Origin of the sequence: Marinilabilia salmonicolor JCM 21150 (assembly GCF_000259075.1) — a bacterium.
Taxonomy (GTDB): Bacteria; Bacteroidota; Bacteroidia; order Bacteroidales; family Marinilabiliaceae; genus Marinilabilia; species Marinilabilia salmonicolor.
In genome coordinates this window covers 49,373-65,890 of the sequence record NZ_AJKI01000063.1, presented here as the reverse complement: position 1 = coordinate 65,890, position 16,518 = coordinate 49,373, and the positions used below count along the sequence as shown (strand labels likewise).

The 16,518-nt window shown below is 43.9% G+C and carries 7 protein-coding genes; 3 read left to right on the top strand and 4 right to left on the bottom strand.

Annotated features, from left to right (window positions below; genetic code table 11):
- Positions 1 to 38: 38 nt before the first annotated feature.
- Together nusA and infB are read left to right on the top strand one after the other, a co-directional pair.
- Complete coding sequence (gene nusA, locus W7W_RS0120725; RefSeq protein WP_010665528.1) at positions 39 to 1,277, top strand: transcription termination factor NusA; 1,239 nt, start codon at positions 39 to 41, stop codon at positions 1,275 to 1,277.
- A gap of 93 nt (positions 1,278 to 1,370) precedes the next feature.
- On the top strand, positions 1,371 to 4,484 hold the full coding sequence (gene infB / locus W7W_RS0120720; protein WP_010665527.1) for a translation initiation factor IF-2: 3,114 nt from the start codon (positions 1,371 to 1,373) through the stop codon (positions 4,482 to 4,484).
- A gap of 77 nt (positions 4,485 to 4,561) precedes the next feature.
- Here infB and gcvH read toward each other — a convergent pair whose 3' ends face one another.
- From gcvH to thiL, 4 genes are all read right to left on the bottom strand, one after another.
- Entirely contained in the window at positions 4,562 to 4,939 is a 378-nt protein-coding gene (gcvH, locus tag W7W_RS0120715; protein WP_010665526.1) for a glycine cleavage system protein GcvH, read from the bottom strand.
- Between the two features lie 631 nt (positions 4,940 to 5,570).
- Entirely contained in the window at positions 5,571 to 13,004 is a 7,434-nt protein-coding gene (gene sov, locus W7W_RS0120710) for a T9SS outer membrane translocon Sov/SprA (protein WP_010665525.1), read from the bottom strand.
- A gap of 28 nt (positions 13,005 to 13,032) precedes the next feature.
- Positions 13,033 to 13,614, bottom strand: coding sequence for a Holliday junction branch migration protein RuvA (gene ruvA / locus W7W_RS0120705; protein ID WP_010665524.1), 582 nt, complete (start codon positions 13,612 to 13,614; stop codon positions 13,033 to 13,035).
- 110 nt (positions 13,615 to 13,724) lie between these two features.
- The gene (gene thiL / locus W7W_RS0120700) at positions 13,725 to 14,777 is read right to left on the bottom strand and encodes a thiamine-phosphate kinase (RefSeq protein ID WP_010665523.1); all 1,053 of its coding nucleotides are present in this window, start codon (positions 14,775 to 14,777) and stop codon (positions 13,725 to 13,727) included.
- A 220-nt stretch (positions 14,778 to 14,997) separates the two neighbouring features.
- Between thiL and sufB the strand changes: the two genes are divergently transcribed.
- Positions 14,998 to 16,446: a Fe-S cluster assembly protein SufB gene (gene sufB / locus W7W_RS0120695; RefSeq protein ID WP_010665522.1), complete on the top strand. Its 1,449-nt coding sequence runs from the start codon at positions 14,998 to 15,000 to the stop codon at positions 16,444 to 16,446.
- The last annotated feature ends 72 nt before the right edge of the window (positions 16,447 to 16,518 follow it).

Genomic DNA, 16,518 nt, shown 5'->3' with positions numbered 1-16,518 from the left:
GAGCAGATATAAAACAGAACGAACATACAACAGCAGCGATGGAAAATATTAATTTGATAGACACTTTTTCGGAATTTAAAGAGCTGAAAAATATTGACCGTGCCACCATGGTCAGGGTCCTCGAAGATTCATTCCGTAGTGTTTTGGTCAAAATTTTCGGAAGCGACGAGAATTTTGATGTCATCGTAAATATTGACAAAGGTGACTTTGAAATCTGGCGTAACCGCGAAGTGGTGCCGGATGGAGAAGTGGAAGATGCCAATACACAGATATCACTTTCGGATGCCCGTAAGATTGATGAAGATTACGAAGTTGGAGAAGAAGTGGTGGATGAAGTGGATTTTCATAAATTTGGCAGACGTGCTATTCTGACTTTGAGACAGAATCTTGCAGGTCAGATCATGGAGTTGGAAAAGGATCATTTGTACAGTAAATATACCGAACGAATCGGAGATGTCGTAACAGGTGAGGTTTACCAGATCTGGAAGCGGGAGATGCTGATTCTTGATGATGAAGGAAACGAGTTGATTCTTCCCCGGGCTGAGCAGATTCCGGGAGACTTTTTCCGAAAAGGTGAAACCGTTCGCGCTGTGGTTATCAGAGTTGAGATGCGTAACAATACTCCGTTGATTATCTTGTCGCGTACCTCTCCTGTATTCCTTGAGCGTTTGTTCGAATTTGAAGTGCCCGAAATATATGACGGGCTTATTACCATTAAAAAAATTGTGCGTGCACCGGGTGAACGTGCTAAAGTAGCTGTTGAATCTTATGATGACCGGATTGACCCCGTGGGTGCCTGTGTGGGGATGAAAGGATCTCGTATTCATGGCATCGTTAGAGAGCTGCACAACGAAAATATTGACGTGATAAATTTTACTGCCAATACGCAGTTGTTTATCCAACGTGCATTGAACCCCGCCAAAGTATCGAGCATCAAACTTTTTGAAGAAGAGAAGCGTGCCGATGTTTATTTGCAGCCAGAAGAAGTTTCTCTGGCTATCGGGAAGGGCGGATTGAACATTCGCCTGGCCAGTCAGCTGACCGGTTACGAAATTGATGTGTATCGTGAAACTGAGGATGAAGATGAGGAAGATGTTTCTCTGGATGAATTCTCAGATGAGATTGAAAGCTGGATACTTGATGAACTTAAAGCGATTGGTTGCGACACAGCTAAATCGGTACTCGATTTGACTGTGGAGGATCTTACCAAAAGGACAGATCTTGAAGAAGAGACCATTCGTGAGGTAATCAATGTTCTGAAAGCTGAATTTGAATAATTCGCTTATCTTTGTTGGCAAAGATTGTTGCCTGATTGGTTTATGAATTATTCAGATTAATCTTTTTTACCTGTAAAAACGAAAGTCCCTTATATGGCAGTTGGAAAAAGACTAAGTAAAATAGCAAAAGAATGTAATGTGGGAATCAGCACTATTGTTGATTTTCTGCATAAAAAAGGATTTCAGATTGAATCCAATCCGAATACCAAGATCTCGGAAGATATGGTTGATCTTCTGAGACAGGAATACCGTTCTGACTTTACCGTTAAGCAAGAGTCGGAAAAACTGGTTGAACGCAAGCAGAAAGGGAAAAAATCGTCTGTCTCTATTGATGACCTGAAAGAGGAGCAAGACGTTGATGAGGATGCTGATATTGAAGACGAGGTGCCTCCTGTCGTGAAACCGGAGAAGAAAAAAGAGGAAAAACCAACTGCCGAATTTTCAACGCCCAAGCAAAAAATGGATGTTAAGGTTGTGGGGAAAATTGACCTCGACCAAAAGAAGAAAGCCGAAGAGCAACAAAAGGAGGAACAGAAGAAGGTTGAGGAAACCGGGGCTGTTGAATCTAAAGAAACTGCTCAAGCTGCTGATAAACCTGAAAAATCTTCGCAGGAAGAAAAGAAGACTGAAGATAAGGAGCCCGAAATTGGTCATTCCAAAAAGGATGAATCGGAAAAAGAAACTCCCGATCAAAAAGTAGATATTCCGGTGGAGGTTGAGAAACCAGACAAAGATTTAAAAGTGGTTGGAAAAATTGACCTTGAGAAAAAACCGGAGAACACCGATCAGAAAGAGGTGAAAGCCAAAGATGTTTCTGAAAAGAAAGAAAAGGGAGCTTCTAAAGAAAACAAAAAGGAAGTGAAGCCGGAAAAAGAACAGGCTGCTCCGGTGGAGAAAAAATCTGCCGAACAAAAGCCTGCGGAACAAAAGCCTGCGGAAGAAAAACCAGCAGAAGAAAAACCAACTGAAGAAAAAGTTGCTCCGGAAACAGCTCCGGCTGCCGAAAAGGAAGACAACGGAAAAAAAGATGCAGACAGTTTTATGCCTACCAAGGTGAAAAAATTGTCGGGTCCTACTGTTGTTGGTAAAATTGATCTTCCTGCCAATGCCCGAAACAACGAGAGTCGTGACGAGCAGCGCAAGAAGAAGAAAAAGAGAAAACGCATCCGTAAAGAAAAGGAACGCGTAAATATTGCGGATAAGCAACAGCCTCAAAATGCCAATGGTGCCGGGAAAGTGGCTCCTCAGGATAAAAAGGAAAAACGTAAAAAGACCAAGGCTAAGAAGCGTCCGGCCCGCCCGGAAGTGAGTGAAGAGGATGTTCAAAAGCAGATTAAGGAAACACTGGCTCGTCTTACCTCTAAAGGAAAATCCAAAACGTCCCGACATCGTCGTGATAAACGTGATGCTGCTGCTCAAAAGGAGCAGGACGAGATGGACCGGATGACAGAGGAGAGCAAAGTGCTCAAGGTGACGGAGTTCCTTACTGCCAACGATCTGTCCAGTATGATGGATGTACAGGTGACGCAGATTATCTCCACTTGTATGAGTCTTGGTCTCTTTGTTTCTATCAACCAGCGTCTTGATGCTGAAACCATTACCCTTGTAGCAGAAGAGTATGGTTATACCGTTGAATTCATTAGCGTGGATGCTGCTGAAGCTATTGAAGAGAAAGAAGATAATCCTGAAGATCTGAAGCCTCGTCCACCAATCATTACGGTGATGGGACACGTAGACCACGGTAAGACTTCTTTGCTTGACCATATTCGTAAAGAAAATGTGATTGCCGGTGAAGCTGGTGGAATCACCCAGCACATTGGTGCCTATAACGTGGAACTGGCTGATGGCAGGGAGATTACCTTCCTGGATACTCCGGGACACGAAGCATTTACCGCCATGCGTGCCAGGGGAGCTCAGGTAACAGATATTGCCATTATTATAGTGGCTGCCGATGATAATGTGATGCCACAGACCATCGAGGCGATTAATCACGCTTCTGCTGCCGGCGTTCCCATTGTGTTTGCCATTAACAAAATTGATAAGCCCAATGCCAACCCCGACAGAGTGAAAGAGGAACTGGCCAAGATGAATTATCTGGTTGAAGAGTGGGGCGGAAAATATCAGTCACAGGATATTAGTGCCAAGAACGGTATTAATATTGATCAGCTTCTGGAGAAAGTGTTGCTCGAAGCCGACTTGCTCGAGTTGAAAGCCAACCCGGATAAACCTGCTGTTGGTTCTGTGATTGAATCTACCCTGGACCGTGGTCGCGGATATGTGGCCACATTGCTGGTTCAGTCAGGAACTCTCAAAACAGGTGACCTCCTGCTTTCGGGGCAGTATTTCGGTCACGTAAAGGCCATGTTTAACGAACGTAACCAGAATATTGATGAGGCCGGTCCTGCCGAGCCTGTATTGGTTCTCGGGTTGAACGGAGCACCACAGGCGGGTGAGAAATTCCATGTGATGGAGAATGAGAAGGAAGCTAAAGATATTGCGACCAAGCGTTCTCAGTTGCAACGTGAGCAGGGACTCAGAACTCAGAAACATATTACACTTGATGAAATTGGACGTCGTATTGCCATTGGAAACTTCCAGGAATTAAACCTTGTGGTTAAGGGTGACGTGGACGGTTCTATCGAGGCACTTGCCGATTCGCTCATTAAACTTTCAACTGAAGAAATTCAGGTGAATGTGATCCACAAAGCGGTGGGGCAGATTTCTGAATCAGACATCATGCTTGCTGCAGCCTCAAACGCAATCGTAATTGGTTTCCAGGTGCGTCCTTCATTGGCTGCCCGTCGTATTGCAGAGAAAGAGGAGATTGATATTCGTCTGTACTCTATTATTTACGATGCCATTGAGGAGATTACTGCCGCTATGGAGGGGATGCTCTCGCCTGAGATCAAGGAGCAAATTACAGCGACTGTTGAGATACGCGATGTATTCAAAATTACCAAGGTAGGTACAATTGCCGGTTGTATGGTTAAAGAAGGTAAAGTGAAACGCAGCTCCAAAGTCAGGGTTATCCGTGACGGAATTGTGATTTACACCGGTGAACTCGGGTCTCTGAAACGATTTAAAGATGATGTTAAGGAAGTGGCCTCCGGGTACGAATGCGGATTAAATATCAAGAACTTTAACGACATTAAAATCGGAGATATTATCGAAGCATTTGAGGAAGTTGAGGTGTCCAGAACACTTTAAAATCAACTCTCAATAATATAAAAAAGGCGACCTGAAATAAATCAGGTCGCCTTTTTAATTGTTCAGAATAGTTTTCGCTACTCAATTAATTTTTTGTAATCGCTGGCAGAAAGCAGGTCATCAGCCTGATCGGGATCAGCCATTTCAATCTTTACCATCCAGCCACCTTCATATGGCTCTTTGTTTACCAATTCGGGCTGACTTTCCAACTCCTCGTTAACCTCAATGATTTTTCCGGCAACAGGCATGTAAAGATCAGAAACAGTTTTTACAGCTTCAATGGTACCAAAAACTTCCTCTTTTTCGAGGTCTTCATCTTCAGTCTCGATTTCTACAAATACAATGTCTCCCAATTCGCTCTGTGCGAAGTCGGTAACACCTACAGTGGCTACGTTACCTTCAATTTTAACCCACTCGTGATCTTTGGTGAATTTTAGGTTTTCCGGTATGTTCATATCTTTTTGTTGTTTATGGATTTCCTTTCAAAATTAGATAAAATTTTAAGAATTATCTAACAGAAAGGTTGCATATATTTCAAGTAGGTGATTTCCTGTGTTCCTTAACCTGGTTTATTGACTTCGTCGATCTTCGCTTCAAGAGTTTTCGTTATGAAATGTTCAATTGCCAATAAATATCGGCACCTGCAAAGAAAATTGATGAAAGAAACGAGACCCGATTGTTCGGGACGAGTTCCATGCGACCATAATAAGTAAATTTTATTCGGATGAAATAGTGAACTATTTTCAAATCAATTTTATCGAGGACGCTTCTATTCAGCAGGTAATTGACCATTGTAATAGATAATTTATGTATAATCCAGTCCTCCCAAAAGCGAGGCTTTTTTCTTTTAGAGAAATACATAAATCAACTATCTGAATTTAAATGTGTTGTTGATATTATGTAGTGCCAGCAATAAAACTATGGTTTTTCTGAGTGCTTGATTTGAAAAGTTCAAGTTCAAGGCTTGGCCTTTCTGAAAATCAAGGCGTTTACTTTAGTAAATAACTGTTTTCAGAAAGGACGTAACGCAGAAATTGGACTTTTCGGGCAAGCACTATGTATAAGGTCGGTTAATGTGTTTTTTCCTTATTGAGCCAGTGAGAAACGGAAACTTACTCCCACATTGGTGTTAAATGTAGGATAGGAAGATGAAATGTAGGGATTGTTGACCTGACGGTCGTAGAAGACCTGAACGTTAAACCTGTCGCTCAGGACATAGTCAGCCGTCAGCTTCAGGGTGGTAATCTTTTGTCCTGCTGTCATTTGATTCGATCGTTCCTGGATTTTTCTGATGATTGAAAAGCTTTCACGCATAGAGATGTCTGCTCTCAGGTTCAGGTCGGAGGATATTTTTGTTTGATTGTCCGATTTTCCCAGAATCATATCCATCTTGTCAAATCGGTAGCCAATTCCAATCACCCACTCGTTGTTGTAATTTTCGATGAGCTGGTTGTTGTTGAGGCTAAGGTTAAGAATCCGTCCCTTTTTGTATTCGGCGCGGGTGCTGAAGTTGCCCGGCCAGGTAATGTTGAACTGAAGGAAAGGTGCAAATTGTTCTGTAATGGTAACGCCGCTAATCAGATATTTCGCAATAAAATTATCCTGTGCATCTCTTACAAAACTCAGTCCGTCGCCATTTTCCTGCCATTCCAGATTGGTTTGATAATTTCCGATGGAATAGGTGGAGGTGTATGCATGACTGATGTCGAAAGATTTTACAAACTTTTTAAAGAATTTAATCTTGGAAAGGCCACTGTAATTAATTCGCCAGTTGGGTTTGATGTACGCTAATGAAGGGAATGTTTCCAGGAAAATGTTATCGGCACTTTTGCCCGAATAGGCCGAAAGAAAGGCCGGTATTAATACTTCCCTTGATGTGAGGTTGTATCCGTCCACGCCAGATTCTACAGAATGTCCTCTGTCAGGGTATCCATTCGGGTTGTAAGCCAGTCCCGAAATGTTTCTTTCCTGATAGTACTCTGTTTCCGGATATGTGGTTCCTGCTCTTTCGCTACCCAGTCGTTCGGCGATTTCAGTCCGGTTTTTTAAAAACTGATCGTAAGCAGGTGAACTGTAATCACCATTTTTTTCTACTTTATCGAAGGCAGTGGCCAGGGTAATAAAACTCATGGAAAAACTTCCCGACTCCATGGTGTTGAACGCCCCTCTGAACTGCTCTCCATTAAAGAGATAATACTCATTCATATTGTTGGAATACCGGCGATTGGCAGTGATGTCTATTCGGAGATCTTTGATCGGTTCAATGGTTGCACGAATATTAAGATCTTCAGTGTGCGTCATGATATATGGAGTGTTCAGTGTACTGTCGGTGGTCAGCCAGTTATTTTCCACCGCTGTCATTGCGAAATCTCTGTCCTGAACGCCCAAAAGGAATGGAATACCGGGTGCATTGATACCGCGGACATTTTGATTGCCCAGGAATCCTGATTTAGGCAGGTATCCGGGAAGAGTGGTTCCATTATTGGAGGAGTAGGAAACCGAGAGGTTTTTAATTCCCGTGGCCAGTTTGAGTACATTGTCTGTAACAATCTTTATGGGAGATGTGGTAGTTTCTCGTTGACCTGTAATCAATGTTCTTGCATTGGAGATGTCCCGCGTGGCAACAAAAGCAACCTTGTTGTTGTCAATGACCCTGGTAGTTCCCTGAACGGGGCGTCCGTTGCTGTCAAATATGCGTACCTGAACATCAGTGGTGTTAAGCTTGTGCTCAATTTCCAGGGGAGTGTCTTTTTGAATATTCAGACTGTGACTGGTATATCTCAGTTGTTCGGTTCCTCCTGATTTTTGTTGTGGACGCGAAAGATTTCTCAAATAGTCAACTTTGTTGTACAACCCGGTGAAGTTGAATTGTGCATTCCCCTGGATGGTGTTAGAGTTTCTGATGGTATTACCCCATTCGTACTGTTCTTCAGTGATGGGGCCTTGTTGCCAGTTAAACTGAGCTCCGTAATTGATATTTGCCGAAGTCCAGTCGAGCATAGGAAGCTTATTGATGGGCAACCGGTAACTGGCATTGATGTTGTGCTGGTAGTTGGTTGTTCGGCCATATGACATGATATTGCGCATCACCGAATCTTTCCATAGTTCATACTCATCGCGGTAGCGGTCTTTATTGACAACACCTGTGGGCTCATCAATACGGGCATTGGTTGTGGTGCGGAAATCAAGCTTCAGCGACCTTGTCAGATTGTAGGTCATTTCAAAGTAGCGATTCCAGTTAAAATCTTTTCGCACCGAAACAGGTATCTTAAATGTAGGGTTGTTAACGTTTCTCAGTTGGGATTCTGAATAATCACGCATCAACTCCCATCGGTAATTAATCTGACTGGGGAGCAGGTAGAAATTGAAATCACGAATCAGTTTGAAGACCCCCCCTTTAATATTTTTAAAGGGTTCTACAATTTTGGGTTGACTGGAGAAATTGTAAGCTAAAATTCCCCGGTAGGTTTTATCAATTTTATACTCTGTCTTGACGTCCTTGTGTTCCGATTCGTTGTAGGAATAGGTGGCACTCAGATTAGAAAGGTCGTAGATCTTTGGTTGATTGTCTTTGGGTTTTAATCTGACATTGGTAAAATTGATGCTTTTTCGGCTGGTCCGGTCCTGAGATAAATCCTTGATGCTGTCTCTTGCTGCCTGTGATGAAGCATTGTCCAGTGCCTGCTCCATGGTAATATCAGGGTCCAGCGGATTGTATTCAGGCGTTGCAACCTGTTCGCTGGCGCTGATGTACATAGGAGCCGATAGTCTTGACTCTGGCCCCAGCAGTTTGCCCAGCTCCAGGTTGGTTGCGATATCGTATTGATAGTAATCTTCCCGGCTCCTTTCGTTAACGCTCTGTTCTATGCTTCCAAAGCCAATGGTGTTCACCTTTCCTGCCATGGATACGCTTCCCAGATCGGCCAGTTTTACATTTACCCGCGCATTGGCAGCCCAACCTCCTTCTTCGTCGAAATCGGACAGCCTGAGTTCGTTAAACCATACCTCCGTGGACTTTAAATCAATGGTGTTGTTCCGAATACCAATCATGACAGAGCGGACATTGGCCAGACTCGGATTACCTTTTATCCCAATGTAATTATCCGGATTATCGGGGTCGGCAGTGTAAAACTTCTTGTTAATGGCCACATCCTGATTCCCGCTTCGTAATTCATCATTGCGTCTGAGTTTTATTTGTTGGAGCAACTCTATGGGGAAGTCAAAACTGTTTTCTTCCGGCCAGACAATGTATCTATCGCTGGTTGAATTGTTACTATAGGTCCCCTCCGGAGTAAGCTTCAGAGGTATTTCATATTCGTAATAGTTATTTCTGAAGTCAGTCCCCAACCTGATAAACGCTACAATGTCATCGTCTTCCAACGGATAACCGGAGACTTCTTCGGCATGAACTTCCATTTTTATGCGGCGGTACTGGCGCATGTCCATGTTCAGGGTCTTGTAAACAGCCCGGGCATCACTCCCGGCCAGGTCCGTGGTTTTGAGTACCAGCGATTGTTCGTTGAGTTGCCTGATTTGTGGATTACCCGGATCAATAACTCTGTCGATACCGGGAGGAAGCACATAATTCACGGGCTTGCGGGTGCCGTTTTCTTCGATGTTTACGGTAGCCACTTCGAATTGTGTGGTTTGAACCGGAGATACCATATCATCAATCTCAAACAAATCATCGTTGTACTTTCTCCACTCGGAGCGAACCAGATCCATGGTTGCAAAACGGAGGACTACGGTGTCTGAAAAGTTTTTCATAAACATTCGCATGAAGCGGACAGAACTTAGGTCACTTAATTCTCCTATTGTTGTGTCAGGTTCATTTACCGGCACTTTAAACTGATACCATTTTACAGAGCTGGTCTCTCCGTTTTTCAGGGTTACAGTGGATTCAATCTGGTCGGTTATGAAGTTTTCTCCCACATTCATATCTTGGGGGCGAAGGCTTATTTTGTACTGAAAGTAGCTTTCTGTTTCGCTTAGCGTATTGTCTCTGTTGATGTCTTCTCCATCGGGGAGCGTCGTTGACGCTGTGCTGTAGCTTTCGTTGGAGTATTCGGAAGGGATGGAGTTTCCTTCCGGGTTGTTGAAATTTTTGTATCTGTCGAGAATGCCTGTTTCTGCCTGGTCATAATCGCTGCCTCTGTGGTAGTGATAGTCGTCTCCTGCCGGGTCGTTGATGATTTTTTGGTAAGCCTCATCACTTAGCAAACCGGAACCAAACAAATTGTCTATCAGGTTAAGGAATGGATGCGGTGTGTCCCGGTAGAAGGAACGTTCCGTTTCGGAATTCATGCCGTTTAATCCGACGTCCTGGGCATATCGGGTTGCCGGGTCATTGCTGAACGCATTGACCAGACTTTGCTTGGTGGGAACATATCCCCAGGCAGTGCTGTCCACCTCAAACGGATCCTCGGGCCCGGGTAACCCCTGCTCAAAGAATTTACGCGAATCGCGAAGGATGTCTTCAGAAATATTACCCAGGTTGATGTAAAAATCGCCTCCCTGTTCCGGGCCGTCTTCGTAAACAAAGGGATCCATGACCCAGAATTCTATGTACTCTACATTGGCAGATTCGAAATCACTTTGCTGAATCTCCCGCATGATACCTCCCCAACGTTGATTTGGGGTTTCAAGTTTCCCGTCCTGTGTCAGATTGGTATCGAAGTTATACGGTCCCCGTTCGTCCGGATAATAGGCCAGGTTGAGAACCGGGATATTGGTTGGCTCGCCATAGGCACTTTCGCGGTAAGGGAAAATCTCTTTTTCATATACTTCGCGTACGAAATGACTGGATTGCTGGTCAGAATTCTGGCGAAGGTGGCCGGGCGTAAGGTTGTTATTGCGCAAAAAGAGAGGGTCAATGACGTACCACGCTATCTTTGCCCTGTTAAATCCATAGCTCAAATCGTTGATATTGGCAGCTTCCGGAAATATATCGGGTTGTCCCTGCGGGGTACTGGCAAGTTTCCATGCTGTCCAGTTTTTGATATCAATAGGGATTTCACTGCCTTCAAAATCGTCGATGTACGATGTCCCTTCTTTGTCAATGACATTGGGATGTCCGGGGATTAACTGAGCAAATTCTCCTTCGAATGAAATGGAAGAGGGTGTGGTGGTTTCCACCAGTGGTAATTTATCAATGAGAGCGGTTAATCCGTTGGATTCGGTATAATAAGAGGTGTTGATTCCCCAAATGGTGTTGGCAATGGGTTCATCACCAAAGTTGACTTTCTGGGTAAGCGGTCGCTCGCGCAAATGCATCAGCGTTGCTCCGACGTTGAAGTCGTTGTTGAACTGATAGTTAAGGTGTGTTCCCAGCAATGTTTTGGTCTGAAGGTTAAACATCTCCTGGCTCTCCAGAGAGACTTGGATAGGGGTCCCAGACTCCAAAAGACCTTCATTCAGGATGCGGATGCGTCCGGTGGTATAATCTACCGAGTAGTCTTGGTTTTCGGTAAGTTTGATGCCTCCTGCGGTAACTACAACTGATCCCTCAGGAATGTTGAATGCATTTAAAGAAATTTCACTGCTTACGGATGATTTGTAGGTTCCGGAAAGTTTGAATTTGTTTTTTTCGGCAAATTGTGATGCATTGGTCAGAGTGGAATCGTACAGGGCATGAAATACATATTTGTCGATAAGCGCCTGGTTGCCTGTCAGTTTTTCTTCCAGATGACGGCCAAAGGGCTCCACAACAGGAAAAACCACCCGTCCCTGTTCCGGAAGAATGGTGTATCCCGGGACATAGTCAAAAGTTCCGTCGGGATATGGTTCCTGATTGCTGTCCAGCCTGTCGAGGCCCATGATGCCGATGAGAAGTTCGCCGTTGATCCCACCATCTTCAGGTTCAGGACCTTCTGGGAAATAGTTGATAAATGAACCTTTGGAATCATCCAGATAAACCACATCCATGATAAAGTCTTCAGGGCTAACCTGATAGGCACCAATGGCGTAGATGTTCTTCATCATTAAATCCCAGGTTTTGAGTCTGGGAGAGAGCAGTGTCCCTTTGAGAAGTTTGAGATATAAACTGTTTGGCGCTTCAATACCCCCGGTACTGAATTCTCCTACCTGATATACTTGTCCGTTGTAAGTGTATTCGAAGGCTACTGCCAATACTTCATCATCATCAAGAGGACTGTTTAATGATATATAACCCAGTTTGCTGTGCAGCGTATATTGTGAACTGTTGAGCAACCTGGCATTTTCTATTTTCTCATATTCCCTGGATCCTCTGAAACCCTGATTTTCGAGCGATGCAAAAGTAGATGAAACCTGATTGATGTCCCTTGCTCCTGAATAGGTGCTGTTCATGTTGGCATAGAGGTTGTTGGCCTCATTGGAGGGGATGGCACCCGGCTGGGCAGTCCATAGGCCCGGGTTGGCCATATTGTTGGCACTTTCGGCCAGGTCGGCAAAGGCAATGATGTTTCTGGATTCATTAAAATCGTTACTGCGGTTGGTTATCCAGACTTCAATTTTTGTGATATTGAAAGGAGAATTGATAATGGGAAGATTCTTCATGGCCTCATTGTATCGCTCTCTGAAATGATGGGCCAGAAAAAAGTGACGGTTTTTATCGTATTCATCAGCACTTATCTCAAAATCCTGCTGTTGGGCTCCCCCCTGGATATCCATGGTGGAGGTTTCTCCTTTTTGTTGAGAAAAAATGGAAGTTACCGTGAGGCGGCCAAACTGCATCTCTGTTTTGACACCGAACAGACTCTGGCTTCCTGTAATCAAGGTTCCCGGAAGAGGAAGGGTTACATTTCCAGCTTCCACTTTTTGCAGAATTTCATCTTCATGACCGGTGTATTCCAGGTTGATCTGGTTTTCAAAATCAAAAGTGGCTTCAGTATTGTAATTAATGCCCATGCGGAGTTTATCACCAATGTTTCCGGTGATGTTCATTTGAATTTTTTCCTGAAAGTCGAACGTGGTGGTTTTCCGCATTCTCTCCTGAAGGGTGGGGTTGTCGATGCGGGTATGGTTTACGCCGATTTGAAGTTCTGCAATTCCCTGGGGGCGAATATTGATGGTACTGCTTCCGAAAATACTTTCAACGGCCTGTCCTGCTCCGAATTGAATTCCTCCGGCCCCGTCTTCCTCTGTTGCCGCCATGTTTTCGTCCCAGTATCTCATCATTGATTTGCGCATCTCCTGTTTGCGATACTCCTCAACGGTCATGGTGTATGGGAGTTTTACGGGAACACTGCCTACCATTTTAAACAAATTTATCAACCCGGTTGCAGGGTCATACTCTGCGCGGTAGGAGCTGTTTTCCGGTTGTGGAATGATTGGAGATGTTTCCTGATCTTCGGGGGTTGAAAATTCTTCCGGATGAATAATGCGGTCTATTCGGAAGGTTTCGGTGGTATCGGGGCGCTGGATGGTTGCGCCGGGTTGGGAATCGAGGGATGAGGCCATGCCGGGAGTGGCTCCTGTAAAAACCAGGAGAGAAAGGAGGGCAAAGGAGATGAGGCTATGTTTGTTGTATTTTGTGTGCATTCAGAAAAATTGCGGAATGTTCGCCGGGTTACATCATTTTTAAAGCAAGTTTGATGATCTCTTCAACTTTGCGACCGGGGTCTTCCTTAAGTATCTTATCAATTGTTTTTTGCGATGGCCCTTTTGAAAAACCCAACATCACTAAAGCAGATAACGCTTCTTCTGCTTTTGTATTGTCTGCAGGCATCAGGAAATTTTCTCCTTCAGCGGCCTTGCCTATTTTGTCTTTCAATTCTACAATCAGGCGCTGTGCCGTTTTCAGTCCTATTCCTTTGATGCTTTTAATTTGATTTACATTTCCTGTGGATATGGCTATGTGCAACTCATCGGGCGACATAGATGAGAGCATCATTCTGGCCGTGTTAGAGCCAATGCCCGAAACCGAGATGAGCATCCGGAACAGGTCTCTTTCCCTGGTCTCAAAAAATCCATAAAATAAAAAGGCATCTTCACGAATGTGTTCGTGGATGTATAACTGAACCTCGTTTTGATCCTTCAGGGCCTCATATGTGAAAAGCGAAATGTTTAAAAAGTAACCTATTCCATTGTTTTCAACGATGGCATAGGCAGGGGTGATTTGTGCAATTTTACCGGAAATAAACTCGTACATATATTTGTTTTAGTCGTTATTCATTGTTTTAACGGATGACGGATACTGCCTAAATGTTTCTCCCATATTGGCAAATATAATATAGTCTTATCAGGAATGCTGTATGGTTTTTAATTTTTGTTATCTTCATTTCCCCATCCGCGGGCTTTCAATTCAATTTCTTCTCCGGCATTGGTTTCCAGGGTATACCCTTTCGATTCGGGAGTTGTATGGCCAATCACAAATACATCTTTCAGCCCTTTTCCTTCTTTTTCTATTTTCTGGTAATCTTCCAGCGACAACGTAAATAAAATTTCATAATCTTCCCCTCCGTTAAGTGCTGCGACAAGTGGGTTTATCTCCATTTCCTCTGCAAGAGTGGAGGTGGCATGATCAATGGGGACCTTATTCTCATAAATATTGCAGCCCGTTCCGGATGCTTTACAGAGTCTGAGCAGAGCAGCAGCAAGTCCTTCCCGCACAAGGCTCATTGATGTTGGAGCCAGTGCCGCCTCCTGTAACTGTGACAGTAATTCTATACGAGCTTCCGGTTTTAATTGTCTTTCCAGCAAATAATCGTAACCTGCAAAATCCGGATCGTTCTGACCGGTCTTATTCATTACCTGTTTTTCTCTTTCCAATAGTTGCAAGCCCATAAAGGCCGCACCCAGGTCTCCGGTAACACAAATCAAGTCATTGTCTTTGGCGCCAATGCGATTGAAGGTTTTCTCTTTTTGAGCAAATCCAAATGCAGAAGTTGAAATGGTCAACCCAGTGAGCGATGAGGAAGGGCGGAACCCTGTCAGATCCAGATCATATTTCTGGCATGCCATTGCCACACCTTCCATAAGTAATTCAACGGCTTCCAGAGACATCTTGCTGCTGAGACCCAGTGCCAGATTTATGTGTGTGGGCACAGCTCCGGAAGCTATGACGTCGGAGATCCCTGATACTACAGCTTTGTATCCCAGATGACGAAGGGGGTAATAGGTCAGATCGAAATGAATGCCCTCCAGCATCAGATTATGTGAGGCCGCCAATTCATCACCTTCCGCACCGGTGATCGAGGCGTCATTCATTATTCCGCATAACGTATTGCTTCGTCTGTTGGGAAACGTTTTTTCAATATGTTCGATGAGACCAAAAAGGCCTACTTCTGATAGTGGTGTAACCGTTTTACTCATGATTTTGCTTTTGTTTTGCAAAGATACAATAATAGTCGGGTTCTTCTTTTTCTAAATAAATATCAAGAAGTCAGTCGAAAAGTAAAATGCCTGTGTAAATTTAGATTTAATCTAAATGTTTAATACCTTTGCATCCGCAATTGTTATTAATCCTTAATGAATTGAACCCTATACTCATTATCGTTGTTTTAACCACCAGAATGACTGATTAATTTTTGATATGGCAACAGAACAAGATAAAATATTAGAAGAAGTAACCAAAGGGGAGTATAAATACGGTTTCTATACCGACATTGAGATGGATATGCTGCCCAAAGGGTTGAGTGAAGAGGTTATCAAGGAGATTTCCAAACGTAAAGGAGAACCTGAATTTATGCTGGAGTATCGTCTTGAGGCTTATCGCAACTGGCTAAAGATGGAAACACCGGACTGGGCTCATCTGAATATTCCCGAAATTGATTTTCAGGATATTATTTATTATGCTGCACCAAAGAGTAAGCCCAAGCTGGATAGTATGGATGACGTGGATCCGGAACTGAAGGCGACTTTTGATAAATTGGGAATTCCTCTGGAGGAACAGAAACAGCTTGCAGGCGTGGCTGTAGATGCAGTGATGGATAGTGTTTCTGTAAAGACAACTTTCAGGGAAACGCTGGCTGAAAAAGGGATTATCTTTTGCAGTATCAGTGATGCTATTAAAGAGTATCCCGACCTGGTGAAGAAGCATCTGGGTAGTGTGGTGCCACCCAATGACAATTACTTTGCTGCATTGAACTCTGCTGTTTTTTCCGACGGTTCATTTGTTTATATCCCCAAAGGTGTTCGCAGTCCTGTGGAATTATCTACTTACTTCCGCATCAATGCTATGAATACGGGGCAGTTTGAGCGTACTCTGATTGTGGCCGAAGATGACAGTTATGTGAGTTATCTGGAAGGTTGTACTGCTCCCCAGCGGGATGAGAATCAGTTGCACGCAGCCATTGTCGAGATTGTGGCTATGGAGCGGGCAGAGGTGAAGTATTCAACCGTTCAGAACTGGTATCCTGGCGACAAAGACGGCAAGGGGGGAATCTATAACTTTGTTACCAAACGTGGTCTTTGTAAAGGAGATTATTCTAAAATATCATGGACACAGGTGGAAACAGGATCAGCCATTACCTGGAAATATCCAAGTTGTGTACTGATGGGTGACCATTCTTCCGGAGAGTTTTACTCGGTGGCGCTGACCAATAATCATCAGCAGGCCGATACCGGAACAAAAATGATTCACCTCGGGAAAAACACCAAAAGTCTGGTGGTTTCAAAAGGTATCTCTGCCGGGAAAAGCCAAAATAGTTATCGCGGACTTGTAAAAGTTTCCAAGAGAGCAGAAAATGCAAGAAACTTCTCACAGTGCGATTCATTGCTGATGGGAGATAAATGCGGAGCGCATACTTTCCCCTATCTGGAAATCAATAACAACTCGGCAAAAGTTGAGCACGAGGCTACCACCTCCAAAATTGGCGAGGATCAGATTTTTTATTGCAACCAGCGTGGCATAGATACTGAAAGTGCTGTTGGACTGATTGTAAACGGATATGTGAAGGAAGTAATCAATCAGTTGCCCATGGAGTTTGCGGTGGAAGCCCAGAAGTTGCTTGAAATAAGCCTTGAAGGTAGCGTTGGGTAGTGTGCACTTAAAAAGAAATAAATTTTTGGGAGTTTTGTAAGTCCTGTTGGCGCAGAATTCCATCATATAATC

Bases quoted from the DNA above. Each gene is read 5' to 3' on its own strand.
- nusA (WP_010665528.1), top strand. From the start codon at position 39: ATGGAAAATATTAATTTGATAGACACTTTTTCGGAATTTAAAGAGCTG.
- infB (WP_010665527.1), top strand. From the start codon at position 1,371: ATGGCAGTTGGAAAAAGACTAAGTAAAATAGCAAAAGAATGTAATGTG.
- gcvH (WP_010665526.1), bottom strand. From the start codon at position 4,939: ATGAACATACCGGAAAACCTAAAATTCACCAAAGATCACGAGTGGGTT.
- sov (WP_010665525.1), bottom strand. From the start codon at position 13,004: ATGCACACAAAATACAACAAACATAGCCTCATCTCCTTTGCCCTCCTT.
- ruvA (WP_010665524.1), bottom strand. From the start codon at position 13,614: ATGTACGAGTTTATTTCCGGTAAAATTGCACAAATCACCCCTGCCTAT.
- thiL (WP_010665523.1), bottom strand. From the start codon at position 14,777: ATGAGTAAAACGGTTACACCACTATCAGAAGTAGGCCTTTTTGGTCTC.
- sufB (WP_010665522.1), top strand. From the start codon at position 14,998: ATGGCAACAGAACAAGATAAAATATTAGAAGAAGTAACCAAAGGGGAG.